This window comes from Mycetocola sp. 2940, assembly GCF_040548835.1.
Lineage (GTDB): Bacteria > Actinomycetota > Actinomycetes > Actinomycetales > Microbacteriaceae > Mycetocola_A.
The window spans coordinates 259,533-279,586 of sequence record NZ_JBEPSK010000003.1 but is presented as its reverse complement, the minus strand read 5'-3'; the positions used below and the strand labels follow the sequence as shown (position 1 = coordinate 279,586).

Sequence of the window (20,054 nt, the reverse complement as noted above, 5' to 3'; positions counted from 1 at the left end):
TCGGGTGGAGGAATCTGCAGCTCCGACGATACCGAGGAAATCTGGGAGGTGTTCTCGAAATGGACGGGGCATCCGGCGACACCCCTTCAGCCCCGCTTCAGCGCGGCTCGGGCAGAATGAGCGGGGAGGTGATCGGCATGCGGCTGCTCGTGGTCGAAGACGAAACCCGGCTCGCCGACGGTTTGCGCCGCGGACTCGAGGCGGAGGGCTTTGCCGTCGACGTCGCGCCGACCGGCACCGACGGGCTCTGGCTCGCGCGGGAGAACCAGTACGCGGCGATCCTGCTCGACATCATGCTGCCGGGCGTGAGCGGCTACCGGGTCTGTGAGACCCTGCGCGCCGAGAAGAACTGGACGCCCATCCTCATGCTCACCGCCAAGGACGGCGAATGGGACCAGGTCGAGGCCCTCGACACCGGCGCCGACGACTACCTCACCAAGCCGTTCTCGTTCGCGATCCTGCTCGCGCGCGTGCGGGCGCTGGTCCGGCGGGGTGCGGCGGAGCGTCCTGTGGTGCTGGAGGCGGGTGACATCCGGGTTGATCCTGCCGCTCGGCGGGTGTGGCGTGGTGAAGCGACGATTGACCTGACCAGCCGCGAATTCGCGGTGCTCGAATACCTCATGCGCAACCTCGGCACGGTCGTGTCGAAGCGCGAGGTGCTCGACAACGTCTGGGATTTCGACTTCGAGGGCGACCCGAACATCGTCGAGGTGTACGTGCGGCACCTGCGCAACAAACTCGACCGCCCGTTCGGCCGCGAGGCGATCGAAACCCTCCGCGGTGCCGGATACCGATTGGCAGCGAACGGTGGCTGACGGCCCGGGCGCCCGCCGCGTCTCGCTCCGCACCCGGATCGTGCTCGCCGCGACCGCAATTGTGGCCGTCGCGCTGCTTCTGGGGGCGGCCGGGTTCGTCGTTCTGCTGCAGAGCTCGCTCCGCGACGGAGTGCAGGCGACCGCCGAGCAGGGCCTCAACGACCTCGTGAACCGGGTCGAGATTTCGGGCCTCGACTCGGTGTCGCAGGCTCCAGAACCGGCCGTTGAACCGGCCGACCCGGATGACGACCCGGAGGACCCCGACGACGCCGGCTCCGACGACAACTCCGGCTCCGATGATGGCGACGACGCGGCCGACAGCGACGACAACCCGATCACGCAGAGCACCGAGCAATTTCTCGCCAATTACGACGATGACGAGGCGTTCTTCCAGGTGGTCGACGGTGCCGGAACCGTCGTCGCAGCCAGCGAGAACGCCACGGGCATCGGAACGATCCGCGCCCCGACCGACGAGGCGACGACCCTGCCGTTGCCCGGCGAGAGCGACGAGTTCCTCACCGTCGCCGCGACATCCGGCGACCTCTCGATCGTCACCGGTCGCAGCATCGCCGCCGTCGGCGAAACCATTGCCACGGTCACCCGGTTGCTCGCGGTCGCCCTGCCGGTTCTGCTCCTGTTCGTCGCCCTCACCACCTGGTTCGTCGTCGGGCGCGCCCTGCGCCCCGTCGAACGGATGCGACGCGAAGTCGACGATGTGACATCCGCGAACCTGCACCGGCGCGTCGCCGACCCCGGGTCCCGCGACGAGATCGGCCGGCTCGCGACCACGATGAACCGGATGCTCGACCGGCTCGACGCGTCACAGAAGACCCAGCGTCGTTTCATTTCGGATGCCTCGCACGAGCTGAAATCGCCGCTCGCGTCGATGAGGCAGTACGCCGAGGTCGCCCAGGCGCATCCGGATCGGGTGGGTGTCGGCGAGCTCAGCGACGTGGTGCTCGACGAGGGTGCCCGGCTGGAGCGGCTCGTGCAGGGGATGCTCGTGCTCGCCAAGGCCGACGAGAACGCCCTCGCGGCGAGCCGGACCGCCGTGGACCTCGACGACCTCGTGCTCACCGAGGCGCGCCGGCTCAAGGACACCACGGCTCTGATGATCGACACCGGCTCGGTGGGCCCGGCCCGGGTCCTCGGCGATGTCGGCCTCCTCGGCCAGGCCCTGCGGAACCTTGCCGACAACGCCGCCCGGCACGCCGCCGGCTCGGTGCGGTTCGAGCTGTCGGAGACGGACGGGCAGGTGCTGCTGGCGGTGTCCGACGACGGCAACGGGATCCCCGACGGCGACCGGGAGCGTGTCTTCGAACGCTTCGTCCGGCTCGACGAGGCCCGTGCCCGCGAGTCCGGCGGCAGCGGGCTCGGTCTCTCCATCGTGCGAGAGATCGTCCTGGCGCACGGCGGCTCGGTGGTCGCGACCGCGAGCGGGCTGGGTGGCGCGCGGTTCGAGGTGCGGATGCCGGCATCCGATTCGACTTCCTGAAATTGCCTTCAGGATGCTTCAGGCTGGCTTCAGCGGCTGCCGGGCACAGTGGAACAAACGCCACAAGGAGGCCCTCATGAAGAAGAAGACCGTGATCATCGGATCCGCGCTCGCAGCCGTACTCGTGCTCGGAGGAACCGGCGCTGCCGTCGCCGTCAGCGGCTCGAATGCCGAGGACGACAAGGCCCTCACGGGCTCGACACTCGAGAAGGCGTCGAAGGCCGCCCTCGCCGAAACCGGTGAAGGAAAGGTGACCGATTCTGAGAGCGACGACGGTGGCTACGAGGTCGAGGTCACGCTCGACAACGGAAGCGCCGTCGACCTGTGGCTGAACAGCTCGTTCGAGGTCGTGCGAGTCGACTCGGATGACTCTTCTGACGACGACGGCACCGATGACACTGGCGACAGCGCTGTGACCGACGAAGAGCGCACGAGCGCCGAGGCGGCCGCGCTGGCCGAGGCTCCGGGCACCGTCACCGAGGTGGACCGCAGTGATGACGGCGCCAGCGCTTTCGAGGTGGAGATCACCCGTGAGGACGGCACCGAGGTCGAGGTCGAACTCGATGAGGACTTCGCCGTCGTGAACGTCGACGACAGCGACGACAAGGGCAGTGACGACAAGGGCAGTGACGACAACTAGCCACGAGACAGCAGAAGGGGCCGGGCGCTGTGCGCCCGGCCCCTTCTGCGTGTTGTGACGTGCGGCGAGTCCTACGACAGGTCGACACCCTTCCGCGTGCGAGCAACGATCGGCCCGAGTGCGAAGGCGAGGGCGAACAGCGCGAGGATCCCCCACGAGAAGGGACCGTAGGAGGTCTCGCCCACGAGCACCGGCAGGTTCTGCAGGATGATCGCGAAGAACGCGAGCAACCCCAGCAGCCCGAGCCCGGGAGCCACGGTGGTCTTCCACCGACCGAGCCCGTGATCCTCGCGGCGAAGGAACAGGATGACCGAGATGCTGGTGAGCACCAGCAGCACGACGACGCCGACGGCCGAGATCCCGCCGAGCCACGTGTAGAACTGCGTGATCGGGTCGAGTCCGAGCAGAACCGCCGCGAGCGTGAGCACGGCGACGACCGCCGACGTGGCGAGCGAGGCGAGCGCCGGCGAGCCGTGCCTGGTGTGCGGACGCGCGAGCCGCTCGGAGAAGACCCCCTTCTTGGCAAGAGCGAAGATGTACCGCGACCCGATGTTGTGGAACGAGAGAATGCACGCGAACAGGCTGGTGACGAAGAGGATCTGGATGATGTGGCCGCCGACGGTGCCGAGGTAGGTTTCGGTTGTGGTCGCAAGGATGCTGCCCGCGTTCTCGCCCGCGGTGGTCACGATGTCGCTTTCCCCGTTCGCGGTGATGAGCACCCAGCTGGATACCGTGTAGAACACGCCGATGAGGATGAGCGAGATGTAGGTGGCGCGAGGAATGGTGCGCTCAGGATCTTTCGCCTCATCGCGGAACACGGCGGTGGCCTCGAAGCCGACGAAACTGAGGATCGCGAACAGGACGGCGAAGCCGGGCGCTCCTGAGACGATCTCGGTGGGCGTGATGATGCCTGTGGAGAACCCCTCAGGCCCACCGCCCGAGAAGATCACAACGGCGTCAAGCACGACCACGATGGCGACCTCGGCGACGAGGAGAACCCCGAGCACCTTGCCCGACAGGTTGATGTTGAAGTAGCCGAGGGCCGAGACGACCACGAAACCGACGATGGCGTACAGCCACCAGGGGGCGGCGGGGAGCCCGTAGCTCTGCAGGAGGGCGTCGAAGCCGGGTCCGAAGAGACCGAACACGCCCGCCTCGAGCGCGATGTACGACAGGAGCGCTGCGAAGGCTGCGCCGATCCCCACGCTTCTCCCAAGCCCTTTGTCGATGTACGCGAAGAACGCTCCTGCGGACTTCACGAACGGGGTCGCCGTGGTGAACCCGACGGCGAAGAGCAGCAGGACTGCGGTGACCACGAGAAAGGTGAAAGGAAAGCCGGCGCCGTTGCCGAAGGCGATGCCGAGCGGAACGGGTCCGCCGATGACGCCCAGCGGTGACGCTGCGGCGACGACGATGAAGACGATGCTGGCGACGCCGAGCGATCCGCGCAGCGTGCGCGACGGTGCTGCGGCGCCCGGCGACGGTGCAGGTTCCGTGCCGAGGATGGTCGTTGACATGAGGGGTCCGATCGGGTCCGGGGATGGGCGCTTGGTGCCCGCAAACGTAGCGGCGCCGCGGAGGGCACGAAGCGTACATTTCGTCGTGTTACCGGCCCTCGTGACCCCGTGTTACGCGCGGCTGGGTTGCGGCGGGAGGAATCCTGCGGGCCGACCGAACATTCGGTGCCCCGCCGGACGCCATTTGCAACCGCACCCGAAACGCAAGGGGGTTCTCAGGTGGAATGGCCGCCCGTAGCCTCGGTTGCATGAGCGACGAGACACTGAACGGCAAAAACCCCAGCGGCGACCCGGTGAACCAGTCACCCACCGGCGGCAACCTGAGCGACTCCGACCAGACCGACAAAGACAAGTCATACAGCCCGTCGAGCGGTCGCGAGACTGAGCAGCTTCAGGAGTCCCAGGCGCTCAACGACAAGGACATCGACGCCAGCAACGTGAACCTGTTGCCCGGAACTGGCGGACCCGACGATGTCGGCGACATCGAGGTCGACCCGGACGAACTCGACCTCGAGGGCAACGCCGGCATCAGCTGACGGTCACGTTTCGCGCTGGTAGACGTCCGGGATGCCGTCGTTGTCGGCATCCGCTTGCTCGTCCGCTTCGATCCGGCGGTAGATGCGGTTGCGGCTGATCAGCACGACGGATGCCAGCACGGCGGCAAGCACGGATGCCACCAGGATGCCGACCTTGGCGTGGTCGTTGGAGAGAGCCCCGAGGCCGAAGCTCAGCTCGGCGACGAGCAGTGAGACGGTGAAGCCGATGCCGGCGAGCAACCCGATGCCGACGAGGTCGATCCAGGCGAGGGAGGCGTCGAGCCGGGCGCGCGTGAAACGGCTCATCAGCCAGGTGGTCGCCACGATGCCGACCGGTTTGCCGAGGACGAGGGCGACGAGGATGCCGATCGTCACCGGGTCGGCGAGCGCGGAGGTGAAACCCTCCCAGCCGCCGAGCGCGACGCCGGCGGCGAAGAACGCGAACACCGGAACCGCGAAGCCCGCCGAGATCGGGCGGAAGCGGTGCTCGAAGATCTCCGCGAGACCGGGGCCGGCCTCAGGATCGCCGCCGGCCGTTTTGCGGAGCACCGGCACGGCGAAGCCGAGCACGACGCCGGCGATGGTGGCGTGCACACCGGAGGCGTGGAGCAGCGCCCACGCGACGACGCCGAGCGGCAGGAGGATCAGCCACGCAGCGCTGGGGTGGACGCTGAAGAAGCGGCGGTACCGGTGCGCGAGGAACGCGTAGACCGCGACCGGGATCACGAAGAGCACGAGCGGCAGCACGGAGATCTCTTCGGTGTAGAACACGGCGATGATCGTGATGGCGATGAGGTCGTCGACGACGGCGAGGGTGAGCAGGAAGATCCGCAGCGCGCTCGGCAGGTGTGAGCCGATGATGGCCAGCACCGCAACCGCGAACGCGATATCGGTCGCCGTCGGGATGGCCCAGCCCCGGATCGCTGGGTCGCCGGCGTTGATCGCGGCGTAGATCAGGGCCGGGACGACGACGCCGCCCGCCGCCGCGGCGACCGGGATGACCGCCTTGCTGAACTGGCTGAGGTCACCGGCGACGAACTCGCGCTTCAGCTCGAGCCCGACGAGGAAGAAGAAGATGGCGAGAAGTCCGTCGGATGCCCAGGCGCCGAGGCTGAGTTCGAGGTGCCACGGTACGTACCCGATGGTGAAGTCGCGGATCGCGAAGTAGGTGTCGGCTGCCGGCGAGTTGGCCCAGATCACGGCGATCGCGGCCGCGGCGACGAGCAGCAGCCCGCCGACGGTCTCTTTGCGGAGGATGTCGCCGATCCGCACGGCTTCGGCGTAACTTCCGTGGCCGATCAGGCTGCGGCTGGGTTTCGGCGGGATGTTGGCCACGGGGACTCCTTGCTGCGCGGGTCGACAAAACGTTGCCGACCAGACTTCCCGGCGCACCGGCATCCACTCTACAACCGTGGCTCTGCGCATAACTCCGCCCAAACCGGGGCCAGCGACCCGGCGCACCCCCCGGAGCGACCTTCGCAAGGCGTCGAGGCGGAGTTACGCGCAGTTCCGGTCGGATGCCGCGGCGCGGCCGCCAGCGTCAGCGCAGGCGGCGCACGTCCGCCAGGGCTCGCGTCGATTCGGCGAGCGCCGCCGTGCCGCTCCGCGTGCTCAGCTCGGCCAGCGCTGCGTAGACGGCGGTCTTCTCCCCGGCCGCCTCGGCGCGGTCGGCCGTGCGCGACAGGTGTCCACCGAACAGGACGCAGTCGCGGTGTTCGCCGAGGGTGTCCTGCAGCCGCTCACCGGCGGCTGCGACGGAGGCCGACCGCCCCACCCCGGCGGCCTCGGCCGCCTCGGCGGCGTAGCGCAGGCGTCGGCCGGCTTTGCGCACCTCGTGCAGCCGGGACTCGAGGTCGTCCCCGCTCGCTTTCTCGACGGCATCCGCTCGTTTCTGAACCCGCCGGAGCTCACGCGCCAGCACCTTCTTCACCACTTTCTTCGCGCTCTTGGCGCCGGCGTCGGTCAGTGGCGGGTCCGCCACGAACGCGTCGAGGTCGTCGAGCAGCCGGTAATACTCCGGCGACGACAGCACGGTGCAGAGGTGGGCGTGCGCCTTGGCGTAGAGCTCGCGGGCACCGTCGACGAGGCGTTCGCGGGCATCCGTTTCGGGTTGGCCGAGTTCGTCGAGCAGCGCCTCGGCGCGGAGGGCCCGCACCTCGAGGTCGCGGGCGTCGCCGAGGGCTGAGCCGATGCGGCCGAGCCGGTCGCGGAGATCGTCGGTGACCTTCCGGTCGAACAGCGAGCGGTAGGCCGCGAGCACACTGCGCAGGCGCCGCACGATGGTGCGCATGCGGTGCACGGCATCGGGTTCGTCCGCCCGCGCGGCGGGGTCGGTCTGCTCGAGGGCGTTCACCAGGTCGCCGATCGCCGCAACGAGGACCACGGATGCCGCTCCGCCGGCAGCGTCGCCAGCAGCGTCTTCAGTCATGTCGTGCACCAACCGCGCTTCGGGAAGGACCTCGGTCAGCGAATCCGCGCCGAGGGCCCGCGCGATCTTCGCGACGCTCGACGACGGGTGAGCGCCCACGGGGGCGAGGAGGCCCTCGATCTGATCGAGGAGGGCGGTGCGTCCCTCCTCCGTGTCGGGGGCGGCGCCGAGGAGTTCGACCTCCCACTCCCGCCAGCTCCGCTTGCCGCCGTTGCGCACGTCGGTGGCCGTGACCTCATCGTCGGCGATCTCGACGACGCCGTTGCCGTCGGCATCCAGCAGGTGGAGCGCGGTGCGCCGCGTTGCAATGCGAGCCAGCGGGGTGAGGTCACGGTCGCGCACCCAGGCGCGGATCGGCTCGAGGATGGCATCCGGCACCGTTCCGGTGTCGTCGCCGAGCGGCCAGTGCAGCTCGGTGCGCCCCTCAGCCGCCGGCTTCTTGATGTGCCAGCCGGCGTCCCCGCCGCCCGTGCGCCGCCGCACGATGATGCGCCGCACCGCCAGGTCGAGGTTCTCGGTGTCGTAGTACACGGCCTCGAGCTTGACCGGTTTGCGGATCTCGACCGCGGCGATCCCGTCGACGGCGTTGAGGTCAGGAACGCTCGCGCCCTCCTCGACGTCATACTTGCGCTCGATTTCGCTCTGCGAGTGGTGGCCGGCCTCGGCGATGTTCGTCATGCCCCCATTCTCGGTCGTTCGGCGGCTCCGCGGCCACCCGTGGCATCCGTCACCCTGCTGGGCGCCCTACTCGGACGAAAACGGCTGGAGTTTCGCGAGAGTCCAGCCGTTGTCGTTGAGCAAAGCGGATGCCACGTGGTCGCGCCCCGCGTCAAGGCCTCGCCCCGGCGGGCGACCCCGGAATACTGTCGCCCCATGACCTCCAACGATGCAGGCGACTTCGGCCGCGACAACAATCCGCTCAGCGACGACCCGATCAACACCGTGGACAGCTCCACGCCCGGGGTGCAGTCCCACGTTCCCGGTGAGGACGACTCCGACAGCTCCGTCGGCGGCGTCGCACCGGGCGGCTCGGCGCTCGACCACGCCGGCGATGCAGAGGTGCCGGGCGAGGAAGGCCTCTCGAACGCCGGCGACTCCGTCGGCGACGCCGGTTTCGGCGCGGATGAGGGCATCGGCGACGGCACCGGCCTGGGCGAAGGCAACGGCAACGCGGGCCAGTCGTCCGAGGACAGCGCCGCCCGCTAGCCGCCCGAGGTCACCCGTTGCGGTCGAGATCACCCGGTACGCCGGGTGATCTCGACCGAAACAGGTGACCTGGGCAGAACGGATGCCGCCCAGGCACAGACCGAGCAGCCGGACCCACCGCTGCTGAATGGCCCCTGCGGCACCAGCGCGTCCACCGCGAGCAGCGTGGCGCTGGTCTTCCAGTCGGGCGCGGGCGCAACTGCTGCCGCGCGCGCCCAAAACACTCGCGCCGGCGACGGAGACGGATGCGCCCAGGCACCAGACCGAGCGGCGGGCGGCGCACTCACCGCGGCAGCGCCACCGGGTCGACGAGGGTGCCGACCGGGGTGCGCACCCACCACGCCCCGGTCTGCCGGTGTTCGGCGAACGTCGAATAGCGGTAACGGAACGCACGCGCGCGGATCCAGCGGGGCGGAGCATCCGGGAACGGGTTCCGGCCCATCAGTTTGAGCGTGCGCCGGTCGCCCTCGAGCAGCTTCACGATCAGCATCTGGAACCACCGGGAGTCGGTCGAGCCGAGCGCGAGGAACCACATCAGCCAGTCCAGGCGCAGGTGGTACGGCGCGACCTGCGGCGGCATCCGCCTCACGTTGCCCGGTTTGCCCTTGAACTCGTACGGGATCCACTCCGAGTCCGGTCCCGGCCGCTCGTCGACGCAGCCCTCCACGATCACTTCGGTCCGCACCTTCGTGACGGTGCCGAACGCGCCGTACGCGTTGACCAGGTGGTACCGGTTGAAACTGGCGTTCATCAGCTGGTGCCGGGCGAACAGGTTGGCGAGCGGCTTCCAGCTGAGCACGAGCAGGAACGCGGTCACCGCGATCAGGAGCACGTCGAACCACAACGGGGTGGGCGGATACTCGGTGGCGAGCCCCTCGAACGACAGCACCGCCCGCAGCGTCTCGTCGTCGATCGCGCAGAAGGCGAGCACGATGGTGATCCAGTTCAGCCAGGCGAAGTTGCCCGTGAACACAAGCCACAACTGGGTGAGGATGATGATCGTCGCCGCGATGGATGCCACGGGCTGCGGCGCGAACAGAAAGAACGGCACGACGAGCTGCGCGAAGTGGCTCCCGAGCACTTCACCGCGGTGGAACCATTTCGGCAGGTGGTGCACGAACCAACTGACCGGGTTCGGCATCGGCTGTGTTTCGTGGTGGTACATCAGGGCGGTGAAGTCGCGCCACTCGCGCCCGCCGCGCATTTTGATCATGCCGGCACCGAACTCGAGCCGGAACACCAGCCAGCGCACGAACAGGAGAACAAGGAGCGGAGGCGCGACCTGGTCCGAACCGAGAAACGCGACGACGAACCCGGCCTCGAGCAGCAAGCTCTCCCAGCCGAATCCGTAGAAGGTCTGGCCGATGTTGACGATCGAGAGGTACCCGACCCAGATCACGAGAAAAGCGACCATCGGCAGCCACGGCGGCCCGGACTGCGGGAGCCCGACGATGAGCGTGGCTGAGATGCCCGCGCCGATCGCGGCCACGGCGAGGAGGCGGTCATCGGTGTAGCCCCGGTGGAACAGAGTCGGCGATTGTTTGAAGCTGATCCGGCGCAGGAACCACGGAGCCGGCAACAGTCCGTGCTCACCCAGCAGCGCCGGAAATTGGTTCGCCGCCGACACAAACGCGATCAGGTACAGCGCCGCGATACCGCGCTGCAGGACCTGTCGGGCGAGCTCATAGTCCTCGGCGGCGAACCACTCCATCTCTCAGCCGACGTTAGACCCGCGGCGGCGCTGCTTCAACGGGTTGAGACTGGCGAGGCGACGGCGCGTTGCAGCGAGACCCCCGGCACCACCGTTCCCGCGCAATATGACGCCGAACGGGATTTTTTCCAGCAGTCCCCAGAGAAGAGTGCCAGTATCGACAGACGGATCGGTCACACCGACCGGCCCAGAAGGGACACGTCATGGCACAGCTGAGCAAGAACCAGAAGGCCGCGAAGAATGCTCTCAAGGACGCCCGCGAAGCGATCAAGGCCGCGGTCAAAGCCGCGAAGAAGTCCGACAAGAGCGCACGCAAGGATGCCTCCGCCCTGAAGAAGAATCTCAAGGGCGTTCCCGCCTCGTCGAAGCGCTCCACGGCTCTGAAGTCGGGCACGAGCAGCAAAACCGTAAAGGGCACCAAGGCAGCCAAAGGCGCCAAGGCAGCGAAAAGCGCCAAGCCGGCCAAGAGCACCAAGGCAGCCAAGAGCACCAAGGTAGCCAAGAGCACCAAGCCAGCCAAGAGCACCAAGGCAGCCAAGTCGGCCAAGGGGTCCAGGAAAGACAAGACCGCCAAGGCAAGTGCGACCGCCCGGACGGCTCCGACCGCGAAGAAGGCCACAACGGCGTCGGCCACGGTGGCAGCGGCGCCAGTGACGACGAAACCCGTGACGCCGAAGGCCGTGACAACGACACCAGTAACCACCCCAGCAGCAGCAAAACCAGCAGCGGCGAAGACAGCGTTGGTGACGACGCTGGCGCGAGGCCGGCGAAGGTCTACCGAGCCGACGCTGGAGCAGCTGCGTGAGCAAGCCAGATCCGCCAAACTTCGAGGTTTCTCGAGGCTGAACAAGGCAGACCTTAAGAACCTTCTTTCCTCACGCTGACCGGGGCCGCCGGCGAACGCTGGCGAGCCGGCGTCCGCCGGCGGTACCGCTGTCAACGGGTAGAGGGCGACGGATGCCGCGGCGTACCGTTCAGCGAGGCGGCTCGCGCCGCGCATCGTTTCCGAGTTCTTCCTCACGAATGCAAGGAGTTCCCCATGACCTTCAGCGACGACGAAATCGCAACGCCGGCCAACCGGACGGTCCCGACCGACACGTACATCCCGGCCGACGACGACGATATGAAAACGATCGCCGGGCTCGTGAAGTCCGCCAAAATCGCCCTCGTCACCACGATCACCACCAGTGGGCACCTGCACAGTCGACCCCTGGCCGCGCAGGAGATCGATTTCGACGGTGACCTGTGGTTCTTCACCCAGGACCCGAGCTCGAAGGTCGACGACATCCGGGCGAACAACCAGGTGAACGCCGCATTCGAGTCGGGCAAGGGCTACCTGTCGGTTGCCGGAACCGCAAGCATCGTGCACGACCGCGCCAAGGTCGACGAACTCTGGACGCCGGCCGTCGAAGCCTGGTTCCCCGAGGGCAAAGGCGACTCCACGGTGGCGCTCATCAAGCTCAGCGCCGAATCCGCCGAATACTGGGCGTCGAACGAACCCGGCGTCGTGACGGCGTTCAAGATCGCCAAGGCCATCGTCACGCACACCCAGCCGGACGTCGGCGAGAATAAGTCGGTGGACCTCTAGACCGCGTCACCGCTCAGGCCACCAGGTAGTCCTCGGGGGCGATCCACCGCACGCCGCGTTTGTGGCTGAGCAACTGCGCACGCACCACGACACCCGCGGCGGCGCAGGCGCGGTGCAGCTGTTCCGCCCAGGCGCAATCGGCCTGGGTGAGGAGGTCGCCCGCGTAACGCTCCCAGACGAAGATCACCGAGGCCGCGTCGATCGCGTCGACGATTTCGCGCACGCTGGCGGCGAATCGCGTCGCGTTGCCGGCGGCCGGCGACTCGGGGAAATTGGCCATGGGCAGGATCAGCGGCATCTGGACGCTGCCCTCGTCGAGGAACAACATCCACACCTGCCGTGCACACGCCCGCCCAACGATGGCCTGTACCCGGTGTTCAATGAGCTCGTCGGTGACGAGCGGGACGTTTCTTGCCGTTTCGGCGCTGAGATCGGTCATGCCCACCATCGTGACGTCCGTGGCCGGCGTGTGCCGCGGCATCCGCTTTCTGTGGAGAAATACCTGCCTGTGGACAAGTCGGCTTAGATGAGAGCATGACCGCAGAGATTCCCGCCCACCTGCTCCACCTGCTCACCGACCCGAATTTCGGCAGCCTCGCGACGGTGCGGCCCGACAACACCGCGCAGGTGAACCCGATGTGGTTCGAGTACGACGGGGAACACCTGCTCTTCACGCACACCTCGAAGCGGGCGAAGTTCCGCAACCTCCAGAAGAACCCGTCGATGGCGCTTGCGGTCTTCGACCCGAAGCACCCGCAGAGTTACATCGAAGTGCGCGGCACTCTGTCTGAGGTGCGCGAGGACCCGACCGGCGCCATGTACGTGCGGCTCGGAAAGCGGTACGGCAATGCGGCGCAGACACCGCCGCCCGACAAAGCCGACCGGGTGATTCTCGTCATGTCCATCACGAAGGTGCACGGGCGGTAGCGACCCGCGTCGCGCGGGTCTTTTTGGCGCGAGCGGCAGCAGTTTCGGCAGCGCGCGGCAGAAAGACCCGCGCAGGGGCCGCTACGGCGTCTGGCCCTCGTGCTCGCCCTCGCCGATCTCCTCGACGAGCTTGGCGTTGAACGCGGGCAGGTCGTCGGGCGTGCGACTGGAGACGAGACCGCTGTCGACGACGACCTCTTCATCGACCCAGTTCGCGCCGGCGTTGATCAGGTCGGTCTTCAGGCTCGGGTAGCTGGTGAGTTCACGCCCGCGCACCACGTCGGCTTCGACGAGAATCCAGCCGCCGTGGCAGATGACGCCGACCGGTTTGTGGTCCTCGAAGAACGATCGGGCCAGGCGAACGGCATCCGTATCCATCCGCAGATGGTCGGCGTTCACCACCCCGCCGGGCAGCACGAGCGCGTCGAACTCGCTCGACGAGGCGTCGGCGGCGCGAACGTCGACCGTCTGCGTGTGACCCTTCTTGCCGGTCAATGTGCCGGATTTCGGGGCGACGAGAACGGCGCTCGCACCGGCATCCGTCACCGCCTGCCAGGGGCTCGTCAGCTCGGAGTCCTCGAAACCGTCCGTGAGGAGGAAGGCGACCTTCTTGCCTGAAAGCGTGTCTGTCATGATGCTCCTTTCCGGCTGGCCACGTTACGCCGCGGCCGGGAGCAGCGCGCGGCCTTGACGAACGGCGCCGGCAGCGGCTAACCGGCGCGGGTGAAATGGGCCGACGCGGGTGCAATTGCTGCAGCGCGCCGCCACAAGACCCGCGCGACAGCAGGAACGAAGCGGATGCCGCCGGCCGGCGCCCCGAGGAGCACGGAATCAGGCGGTCGGCTGCGTCTCGCCGAGCGCCGACGGGTTGAAGCGGTGCTCCGGGTCGATCGTGCCGAGGATGCGGCCCATGATGCGGTCGAGGTCGGCAATGTCCTCGGGGGTGAGCGGGTCGATCACGTTCTCGCGCACCGTGGTGACGTGCCCCGGCGCCGTCTCGACGACCTTCTCGAACCCGGCAACCGTCAGCTGCGCGTTGGTCGCCCGGCGATCCTCGAAGCAGGCGGTTCGCTCAATGAAGCCGCGCTTCTCCAGCCGCGAGACCACGTGCGAGAGCCGCGGAAGTGTGGCGTTGGTCGCCGACGCGAGCCCCGTCATCCGGAGGGTCTGCTCGGGCGCCTCAGACAGCATCGCGAGCACGAAGTATTCGAAGTGGCTGAGTTCGGCGTCGCGCTGCAGCTGCGAGTCGAGCACGCCGGGCAGCAACTCGACCACGGCGACGAACTTCTTCCAGGCCTGGAGTTCGTCCGGATTGAGCCAACGCACATCATTCATGAGAATAACTCTACCAAATACTTGACGCTACAACCAAGGGCTTGCTACAGTTACTTGTATCAACAACTAATCGGGCCGACGCCCGGACACCTGAGGAGAACACCATGACGAACGTCACCATCATCGGAGCAGGCAACATGGGCTCGGCCATCGCAGGAATCGCCCTCGCCGGCGGCAACAGCGTCCAGGTCCTCGCTCGCGAAGCCGACAAGGCCGAGGTCAACCCGCAGGTCACTGCCGGTGTCGTCGGCGATGCTCTCACCGGCGACGTCGTCATCTTCGCCCTCCCGTACCCGGCCGTCGCCGAGGTTCTCGACGCCTACGCCGGACAGCTCGACGGCAAGATCATCGTCGACCTCACCAACCCGCTCGACTTCTCGACGTTCGACGACCTCGTCGTTCCCGCCGACAGCTCTGCCGCGGCCGAATTCGCCGCCCAGGTTCCCACCGCCCGCGTGCTCAAGGCGCTCAACACGAACTTCGCCGCCACCCTCGCGACCGGGTCGATCGGCGACGCGCCGACCACCGTGCTCATCGCCGGGGACGACGCCGACGCCAAGGCCACCTTCGCGTCCATTATCGAAGGCGGCGGGCTCTCCGCCGTCGACGCTGGTTCGCTCAAGCGTGCCCGCGAGCTGGAATCCCTCGGTTTCCTGCAGCTGACCCTGGCCGCAGGAGAGAAGATCTCCTGGACCGCCGGCTTCGCGCTCGTCAGGTAACAGGCACCACTGCAAGAACGACTCGATGGCCCCACCCCGCTTCGGCGGGGCGGGGCCATCACCGTTTTTGCAGGCAGGCAGCGGGCAAATCGGCAACCTGCCCGTCTTCACAGCCGCCGCCCGTAGAATGGCCGAGCAGCGCTGACATCCGTCGCGCCGCCGGCGCTCCGCAGCAGCGCATTCCTCGCCCCACCAGGGCGACCATTCGGGAAGGGTGGCGAAAATGACACCAGTTAACAAGCATCACGCAACGAAAACCGAGAACGCAGCTGATGCTTTCCGCCGCGACGACCCCATCACCGCTTCGATGCCGATCATCAGCGACACCCCCGAACTCGTTCTTCTCTCCGGCGGCAACCTGACCGGCCGCTTCACCCGCGAGGATGTCGTGCTGCGCAAGGGCGAATACACCCTCATCAACGGTCACCTCACGCCACGAGAGTCGATGATCACCGATCTCCTCTCCATCCGCGGCGTACTCGAACGCTTCGACATCCCCTACCTGCTGGTCCGCGGCAGTAACGACAACCTGGTGCTCGCCGTCGACCGCAAGTGCCGCAAGCAGCTGAGCGCGGCCTTCGCCGAGGCGTACGCCGACGAACCGTTCTATGCCAAGCGTCTCGACCCCGCCGCGATTCACGCCGGCAAGCGCACCAAGAAAACGGATGCCCCGTCGGCGCTCCTGGCGGACGGTGCGTTGACGAACTTCCGCAAGGCATCCGTCTTCCGCCTGTACCGTCCGCGCATCGAACCGATCGGACGTCTGCGCTACGGACCGGACACGGCTGTGCAGCTCGAACTGTGGCGCTTCGGCGAAGACGAGATCATCGCCCCGGTCGAGAACGCGCTGATGCGCCGGTGGCTGCCGCGCTCCGAGGCCCTTGAGGACACGGTGGAGATCTTCGGGCAGACCTGGCCGACCCTGCAGAACATGTTCGCCGAGCTCGCCAGCGACGTCAGCTTCGAGATCGACATGGTCTTCTCCTGGGTCGACGGCTCGAGCGCCGAATTCCAGCGCGCCCGCGCCAAGCGGATGCAGAGCTACGTCGTCGGTGACGGCGACGACTCCGAGGCCCGGTTCCGCCAGATCAACGAACTCAAATACGCCCTGCGCAGCGTCTACATGTTCGCCCCGTGGGTGCGGCGCATCTTCATCGTGACCGATTCGCCGCGACCGGAATGGCTGGCGGAGCATCCGTCGGTCACCCTCGTTCGCAGCGAAGACCACTTCGCCGACACGAGCGTTCTGCCGATCCACAACTCGCACGCCGTCGAAGCGCAGCTGCACCATATCGACGGGCTCGCCGAGCACTTTCTCTATTCGAACGACGACATGTTCTTCGGCCGGCCGATCAAACCCGAGGTGTTCTTCTCGCCCGGCGGAATCACGAAGTTCGTCGAGGCATCCACGCGGATCGGCCTCGGCGAGAGCGACCCGTCACGCAGCGGCTACGAGAACGCTGCCCGGGTCAACCGCCAGCTGCTCCGCGAGCGCTTCGGCAAGGTCACCACGAGGCACCTCGAGCACTCGGCCGCTCCGATCCGCAAGAGCGTGCTCCACGAGATGGAACGCGAGTTCCCCGAGGACTTCAAGCGCACCGCGGCCAGCCGGTTCCGCGCGGCGACCGATATCTCGGTGACGAACTCGCTGTACCACTACTACGCGCTGATGACCGGCCGTGCCGTGGTGCAGACGAACGCCCGGGTGAAGTACATCGAGACCACACTCAAGTCGGCGATCCCGTCGATGGAACGGCTGCTGAAACGCCGCGACCAGGACATGTTCTGCCTCAACGACGGTTCAAAACCCGAGATCTCGGTCGAAGAGCGTACCGAAGCGGTCACCGAGTTCCTCGAGCACTACTTTCCGTTCCCCGCTCCATGGGAGACCGAGGTGGCGGTGCACTCGGTCGACGCGATCGCGGCGACGGATGCCGGGTAGGCACCCTTCGTTGAGCGAAAGCGGAGCTCAGGTGAGAACCGGGATCGACTCCGTCGGCGGTGACTGCGACGTGACCAGCGGGTCGATGTCGAGCTGCACGAAACCACTGGACTCATCGAACCGAACCCCGAGGGCACTGAGCCGGCGAGCGCTCTCGTCGGCGTCGATGTAGTCGAGGGTCGGAAAGCTGCCCAGTGGCACAACCGAGTGCAGCACCGTGTTGGGGTAAACGTGCACGAGGTTGAACGCACGGGCGCCGTCACGGCCGCGGGTTCCACCGATCGGCACGGTCAGGTCCTGGGTGTAGCAGGTGGCGGATGCCACGGACACCGGGATGTTCGCGAACGTCGCTGTTGACGAATAGTGCAGGTGACCGGCGAGGATGCTACGGACGTCTGTCCCCTCGAGCACCTCGGCCAGGTCCTTCTGGTCTCGGAGTTCGACGCTGGCGGCGAGGTCGAGCACGCTGGGCACCGGCGGGTGGTGCATGGCCAGGATCGTGCCGTCCGGCGCTGGGACGGAGAGCTCTTCGGCGAGCCAGTCCAGCTGTTCGCCGGAGACTTCACCGTAGTGGTGGCCGGGAACCGTGGTGTCGAGGGTGATGATGCGGAGGCCGCGAATCTCATAGACGCGGTCGACGGGACGCTTCGTGGGCACTTCGTTGAAGAGTCCGGCGCGGAACGCCTCACGGTCGTCGTGGTTTCCCATCACCCAGATGACGCGGGCGCCGAGGCGGGCGGCTGCCGGGTCGACGATGCGGCGCAGGCGTTCGTATGCCTCGGGTTCGCCGCGATCGGCGAGGTCACCGGTGAAGATGATGGCCTCGGGGCGGCCCCCGGAGGCCTCAAGCTCGGTGAAAACCTGCCTGAGGTGCGTTTCGCTGTCTACCTGACCGTAAAGCTTGTTGCCTCCGGACAGCAGGTGCGTGTCGCTGATGTGAAGTATGAAGTGATCCGGCCTGGGGTACTCAGCCGTTCGCGTGGTCACAATCCGTCCAATCGGGTTTGGCGGTGGTGCTCTTCGTTAACACCCTAGTTCTGTTAACAACTCATTCGACCATCGAATTCCGAACGTTTTATGAACGGCGCGCGTCAACGCGGTAACCGGATGCCGCGTTTTCCGATCAGCGGGAACACCGTCAAGGGGTCGCTCGGCTTCCGGGCCCGATGCCATACTGACGACCAATGACTTCGCCAGATGCAATCGTGATCGGGTCCGGACCGAACGGCCTCGCCGCCGCCGTGACTCTCGCACGCGCCGGCGTCTCGGTCCGCGTGTACGAGCGCGACGACACGATCGGGGGAGGCTCCCGCACCTCAGAGGTGACCCTCCCCGGATTCCGCCATGACATCTGTTCCGCCGTGCACCCGATGGCGTACGCCTCCGGCTTCTTTCAGCAATTCGGCCTCGTCGACCGGCTCGATTTCGTCACTCCCGAACTCGCGTACGGCCACCCGCTCGACGGCGGCGGGGCAGGCCTGGCCTGGCGGTCGCTCGAGCGCACAGCCGACGGCCTCGGCCCCGACGGTCGCGCCTGGCGGCAGCTGTTGGCACCGCTCTCCGAGAATGCGGATGCCATCGGCGAGTTCACGGCATCGTCCCTGTTTCGCGTGCCGCGGCATCCGATCGCCCTCGCCCGATTCGGGCTGCGCGCCCTGGAACAGGGAAGCCCGCTGTGGAATGCACGCTGGCGGGGCGAGATCGCGCCCGCCCTGTTGACCGGGGTGCTCGCCCACGCGATCCGGCCGCTGCCCACGCTCGCGCCCACCGCGGCCGGGCTCGTCCTCGCCACGTATGCGCACGCCTACGGCTGGCCCATTCCCGTCGGCGGGAGCCAGGGAATCGTCGACGTGATGGCTGCGGATGTCATCGCGCACGGCGGCGAGATCGTGACCGGACACGAGGTCACGAGCTTGCGCGAGCTGCCGCCGACCCGCGCCGTTCTCTTCGATACGAGTGCTCACGGGCTGGAGCGCATCGCCGGGAACCGTCTCCCGACCGGGTACCGGCGGGCACTCTCGCGGTTCAGCTTCGGCAACGCCGTCGCCAAGGTCGACTACGCCCTGTCCGGCCCCGTGCCGTGGACCAATGCCGAGCTTGCCCAGACGGGAACCCTTCACCTCGGCGGAACCCGTGCCGACATCGCCCGCGCGGAGCGGGACGTCGCACAGGGTAGGCATCCCGAGAACCCCTACGTCCTCGTCTCGCAACCGAGCAGCTTCGACCCGACCCGGGCGCCGGAGGGCAAGCACACGCTCTGGGCGTACACCCACGTGCCGGCCGGCTCAACTGAAGACCGCACCGACGCGATCACCCGGCAGATCGAGCGGTTCGCGCCGGGGTTCCGCGACCTCATCCTGGCCTCGGCGTCGAAAACCGCCGTCGATTACCAGCAATACAACCCGAACTACGTGGGCGGTGACATCGCGGCCGGCGACGTCGACATCCGCCAGCTCCTCGCGCGGCCGGTCGTCTCGGCGCAGCCGTGGCGAACACCTCTCGAGGGCGTCTACCTGTGTTCGTCGTCGACACCGCCCGGGCCGGGCGTGCACGGTCTGCCCGGCTGGAGCGCGGCGCTCCTCGCCCTGCACGACGTCTTCGGCCTGACCACGCCGCCCTCGCTCGCGCCCGATCGAAGTCCCGAACCGTAGGAGAGTCATGTCCGTCAACTACCGCTTTATCGAGGCTACCCCCGACGAGGTGTTCGCGGTGCTGGCGAACGGCTGGTTGTACCCGAGCTGGGTGGTCGGCGCCTCCCGTATGAGAGACGTCGACGACGCCTGGCCCGCCGAGGGCGCGCGCATCTTTCACTCGTTCGGCGTCTGGCCGTTCCTGATCAACGATTCGACCTCCCTCCTCGAATGGGATCCTCCCCACCACATGAAGATCAAGGCGCGCGGCTGGCCGATCGGCGAAGCCCATGTCACCCTCGATGTGAAGGAACGCCGGGACGGATGCGTCGTCCGCATCCGCGAGGACGCCGTGCGTGGTCCCGGACGCTACATTCCCGGCCCGCTTCGCCAGCTCATGCTCCATGCCCGCAACACGGAGACGCTCCAGCGGCTCGCGTTCCTCGCCGAAGGCGGCGCGACCGCGAACTGACGCGGGAGGCCCGACTCTCAACCGGGTGAATTGCTCTGACCGAACGCCCATCAGGAGAATTTGCACCTTTTCAGGTGCGGCATCCTGTTGAAC

Annotated in this window: 20 protein-coding genes; 12 read left to right on the top strand and 8 right to left on the bottom strand. The window is 67.4% G+C overall.

From position 1 onward, the window contains the following. The first annotated feature begins 137 nt into the window (after positions 1–137). From ABIE24_RS06135 to ABIE24_RS06125, 3 genes are all read left to right on the top strand, one after another. The gene (locus ABIE24_RS06135; protein WP_354498123.1) at positions 138–815 is read left to right on the top strand and encodes a response regulator transcription factor; all 678 of its coding nucleotides are present in this window, start codon (positions 138–140) and stop codon (positions 813–815) included. Next, positions 808–2,310 (top strand): sensor histidine kinase, encoded by a 1,503-nt coding sequence (locus tag ABIE24_RS06130; protein WP_354497786.1) that lies wholly within the window; start codon positions 808–810, stop codon positions 2,308–2,310. Before ABIE24_RS06135 ends, ABIE24_RS06130 begins: the two co-directional genes overlap by 8 nt. A 76-nt stretch (positions 2,311–2,386) precedes the next feature. Continuing rightward, positions 2,387–2,950, top strand: a complete 564-nt coding sequence (locus ABIE24_RS06125; protein WP_354497784.1) for a PepSY domain-containing protein — start codon at positions 2,387–2,389, stop codon at positions 2,948–2,950. Between the two features lie 71 nt (positions 2,951–3,021). On the opposite strand, the gene ABIE24_RS06120 is transcribed toward ABIE24_RS06125, so the two are convergent. Next, positions 3,022–4,467: an APC family permease gene (locus tag ABIE24_RS06120; protein ID WP_354497782.1), complete on the bottom strand. Its 1,446-nt coding sequence runs from the start codon at positions 4,465–4,467 to the stop codon at positions 3,022–3,024. Between the two features lie 248 nt (positions 4,468–4,715). Between ABIE24_RS06120 and ABIE24_RS06115 the strand changes: the two genes are divergently transcribed. Further along, positions 4,716–5,003, top strand: a complete 288-nt coding sequence (locus tag ABIE24_RS06115) for a hypothetical protein (RefSeq protein WP_354497781.1) — start codon at positions 4,716–4,718, stop codon at positions 5,001–5,003. A gap of 3 nt (positions 5,004–5,006) precedes the next feature. On the opposite strand, the gene nhaA is transcribed toward ABIE24_RS06115, so the two are convergent. Together nhaA and ABIE24_RS06105 are read right to left on the bottom strand one after the other, a co-directional pair. Next, positions 5,007–6,338, bottom strand: a complete 1,332-nt coding sequence (gene nhaA, locus ABIE24_RS06110) for a Na+/H+ antiporter NhaA (protein ID WP_354497779.1) — start codon at positions 6,336–6,338, stop codon at positions 5,007–5,009. Positions 6,339–6,543: 205 nt separating this feature from the next. Continuing rightward, positions 6,544–8,109 (bottom strand): CYTH and CHAD domain-containing protein, encoded by a 1,566-nt coding sequence (locus ABIE24_RS06105; RefSeq protein ID WP_354497777.1) that lies wholly within the window; start codon positions 8,107–8,109, stop codon positions 6,544–6,546. A 195-nt stretch (positions 8,110–8,304) separates the two neighbouring features. On the opposite strand from ABIE24_RS06105, the gene ABIE24_RS06100 reads away from it, so the two are divergent. After that, a complete protein-coding gene (locus tag ABIE24_RS06100) occupies positions 8,305–8,637 on the top strand; it encodes a hypothetical protein (protein ID WP_354497775.1) in 333 nt (110 codons plus the stop codon). Between the two features lie 283 nt (positions 8,638–8,920). Here the strand turns inward: ABIE24_RS06100 and ABIE24_RS06095 are convergent, their stop codons facing one another. Next, positions 8,921–10,348 carry a lipase maturation factor family protein gene (locus ABIE24_RS06095; protein ID WP_354497773.1) on the bottom strand — a complete coding sequence of 476 codons (1,428 nt, stop codon included), beginning with the start codon at positions 10,346–10,348 and terminating at the stop codon, positions 8,921–8,923. Positions 10,349–10,551: 203 nt separating this feature from the next. Here ABIE24_RS06095 and ABIE24_RS06090 point away from each other — a divergent pair, with 203 nt between their 5' ends. Together ABIE24_RS06090 and ABIE24_RS06085 are read left to right on the top strand one after the other, a co-directional pair. Then, on the top strand, positions 10,552–11,232 hold the full coding sequence (locus ABIE24_RS06090) for a hypothetical protein (protein ID WP_354497771.1): 681 nt from the start codon (positions 10,552–10,554) through the stop codon (positions 11,230–11,232). A gap of 155 nt (positions 11,233–11,387) precedes the next feature. Beyond that, positions 11,388–11,936, top strand: coding sequence for a pyridoxamine 5'-phosphate oxidase family protein (locus tag ABIE24_RS06085; RefSeq protein ID WP_354497770.1), 549 nt, complete (start codon positions 11,388–11,390; stop codon positions 11,934–11,936). A 13-nt stretch (positions 11,937–11,949) separates the two neighbouring features. Here ABIE24_RS06085 and ABIE24_RS06080 read toward each other — a convergent pair whose 3' ends face one another. After that, positions 11,950–12,375 carry a hypothetical protein gene (locus tag ABIE24_RS06080; protein ID WP_354497768.1) on the bottom strand — a complete coding sequence of 142 codons (426 nt, stop codon included), beginning with the start codon at positions 12,373–12,375 and terminating at the stop codon, positions 11,950–11,952. A gap of 95 nt (positions 12,376–12,470) precedes the next feature. On the opposite strand from ABIE24_RS06080, the gene ABIE24_RS06075 reads away from it, so the two are divergent. Beyond that, a complete protein-coding gene (locus tag ABIE24_RS06075; RefSeq protein ID WP_354497767.1) occupies positions 12,471–12,863 on the top strand; it encodes a PPOX class F420-dependent oxidoreductase in 393 nt (130 codons plus the stop codon). Between the two features lie 81 nt (positions 12,864–12,944). Here the strand turns inward: ABIE24_RS06075 and ABIE24_RS06070 are convergent, their stop codons facing one another. After that, complete coding sequence (locus ABIE24_RS06070; protein WP_502916250.1) at positions 12,945–13,499, bottom strand: type 1 glutamine amidotransferase domain-containing protein; 555 nt, start codon at positions 13,497–13,499, stop codon at positions 12,945–12,947. Positions 13,500–13,694: 195 nt separating this feature from the next. Continuing rightward, on the bottom strand, positions 13,695–14,198 hold the full coding sequence (locus ABIE24_RS06065) for a MarR family winged helix-turn-helix transcriptional regulator (protein ID WP_354497763.1): 504 nt from the start codon (positions 14,196–14,198) through the stop codon (positions 13,695–13,697). Between the two features lie 104 nt (positions 14,199–14,302). Between ABIE24_RS06065 and ABIE24_RS06060 the strand changes: the two genes are divergently transcribed. Further along, positions 14,303–14,917, top strand: a complete 615-nt coding sequence (locus ABIE24_RS06060) for an NADPH-dependent F420 reductase (RefSeq protein ID WP_354497761.1) — start codon at positions 14,303–14,305, stop codon at positions 14,915–14,917. Positions 14,918–15,140: 223 nt separating this feature from the next. Next, positions 15,141–16,859, top strand: a complete 1,719-nt coding sequence (locus ABIE24_RS06055) for a stealth family protein (protein ID WP_502916245.1) — start codon at positions 15,141–15,143, stop codon at positions 16,857–16,859. Between the two features lie 27 nt (positions 16,860–16,886). Here ABIE24_RS06055 and ABIE24_RS06050 read toward each other — a convergent pair whose 3' ends face one another. After that, complete coding sequence (locus tag ABIE24_RS06050; RefSeq protein WP_354497760.1) at positions 16,887–17,846, bottom strand: phosphodiesterase; 960 nt, start codon at positions 17,844–17,846, stop codon at positions 16,887–16,889. Between the two features lie 197 nt (positions 17,847–18,043). On the opposite strand from ABIE24_RS06050, the gene ABIE24_RS06045 reads away from it, so the two are divergent. Beyond that, a complete protein-coding gene (locus ABIE24_RS06045; protein ID WP_354497758.1) occupies positions 18,044–19,510 on the top strand; it encodes a phytoene desaturase family protein in 1,467 nt (488 codons plus the stop codon). Between the two features lie 7 nt (positions 19,511–19,517). Continuing rightward, a complete protein-coding gene (locus ABIE24_RS06040; protein WP_354497756.1) occupies positions 19,518–19,961 on the top strand; it encodes an SRPBCC family protein in 444 nt (147 codons plus the stop codon). The last annotated feature ends 93 nt before the right edge of the window (positions 19,962–20,054 follow it).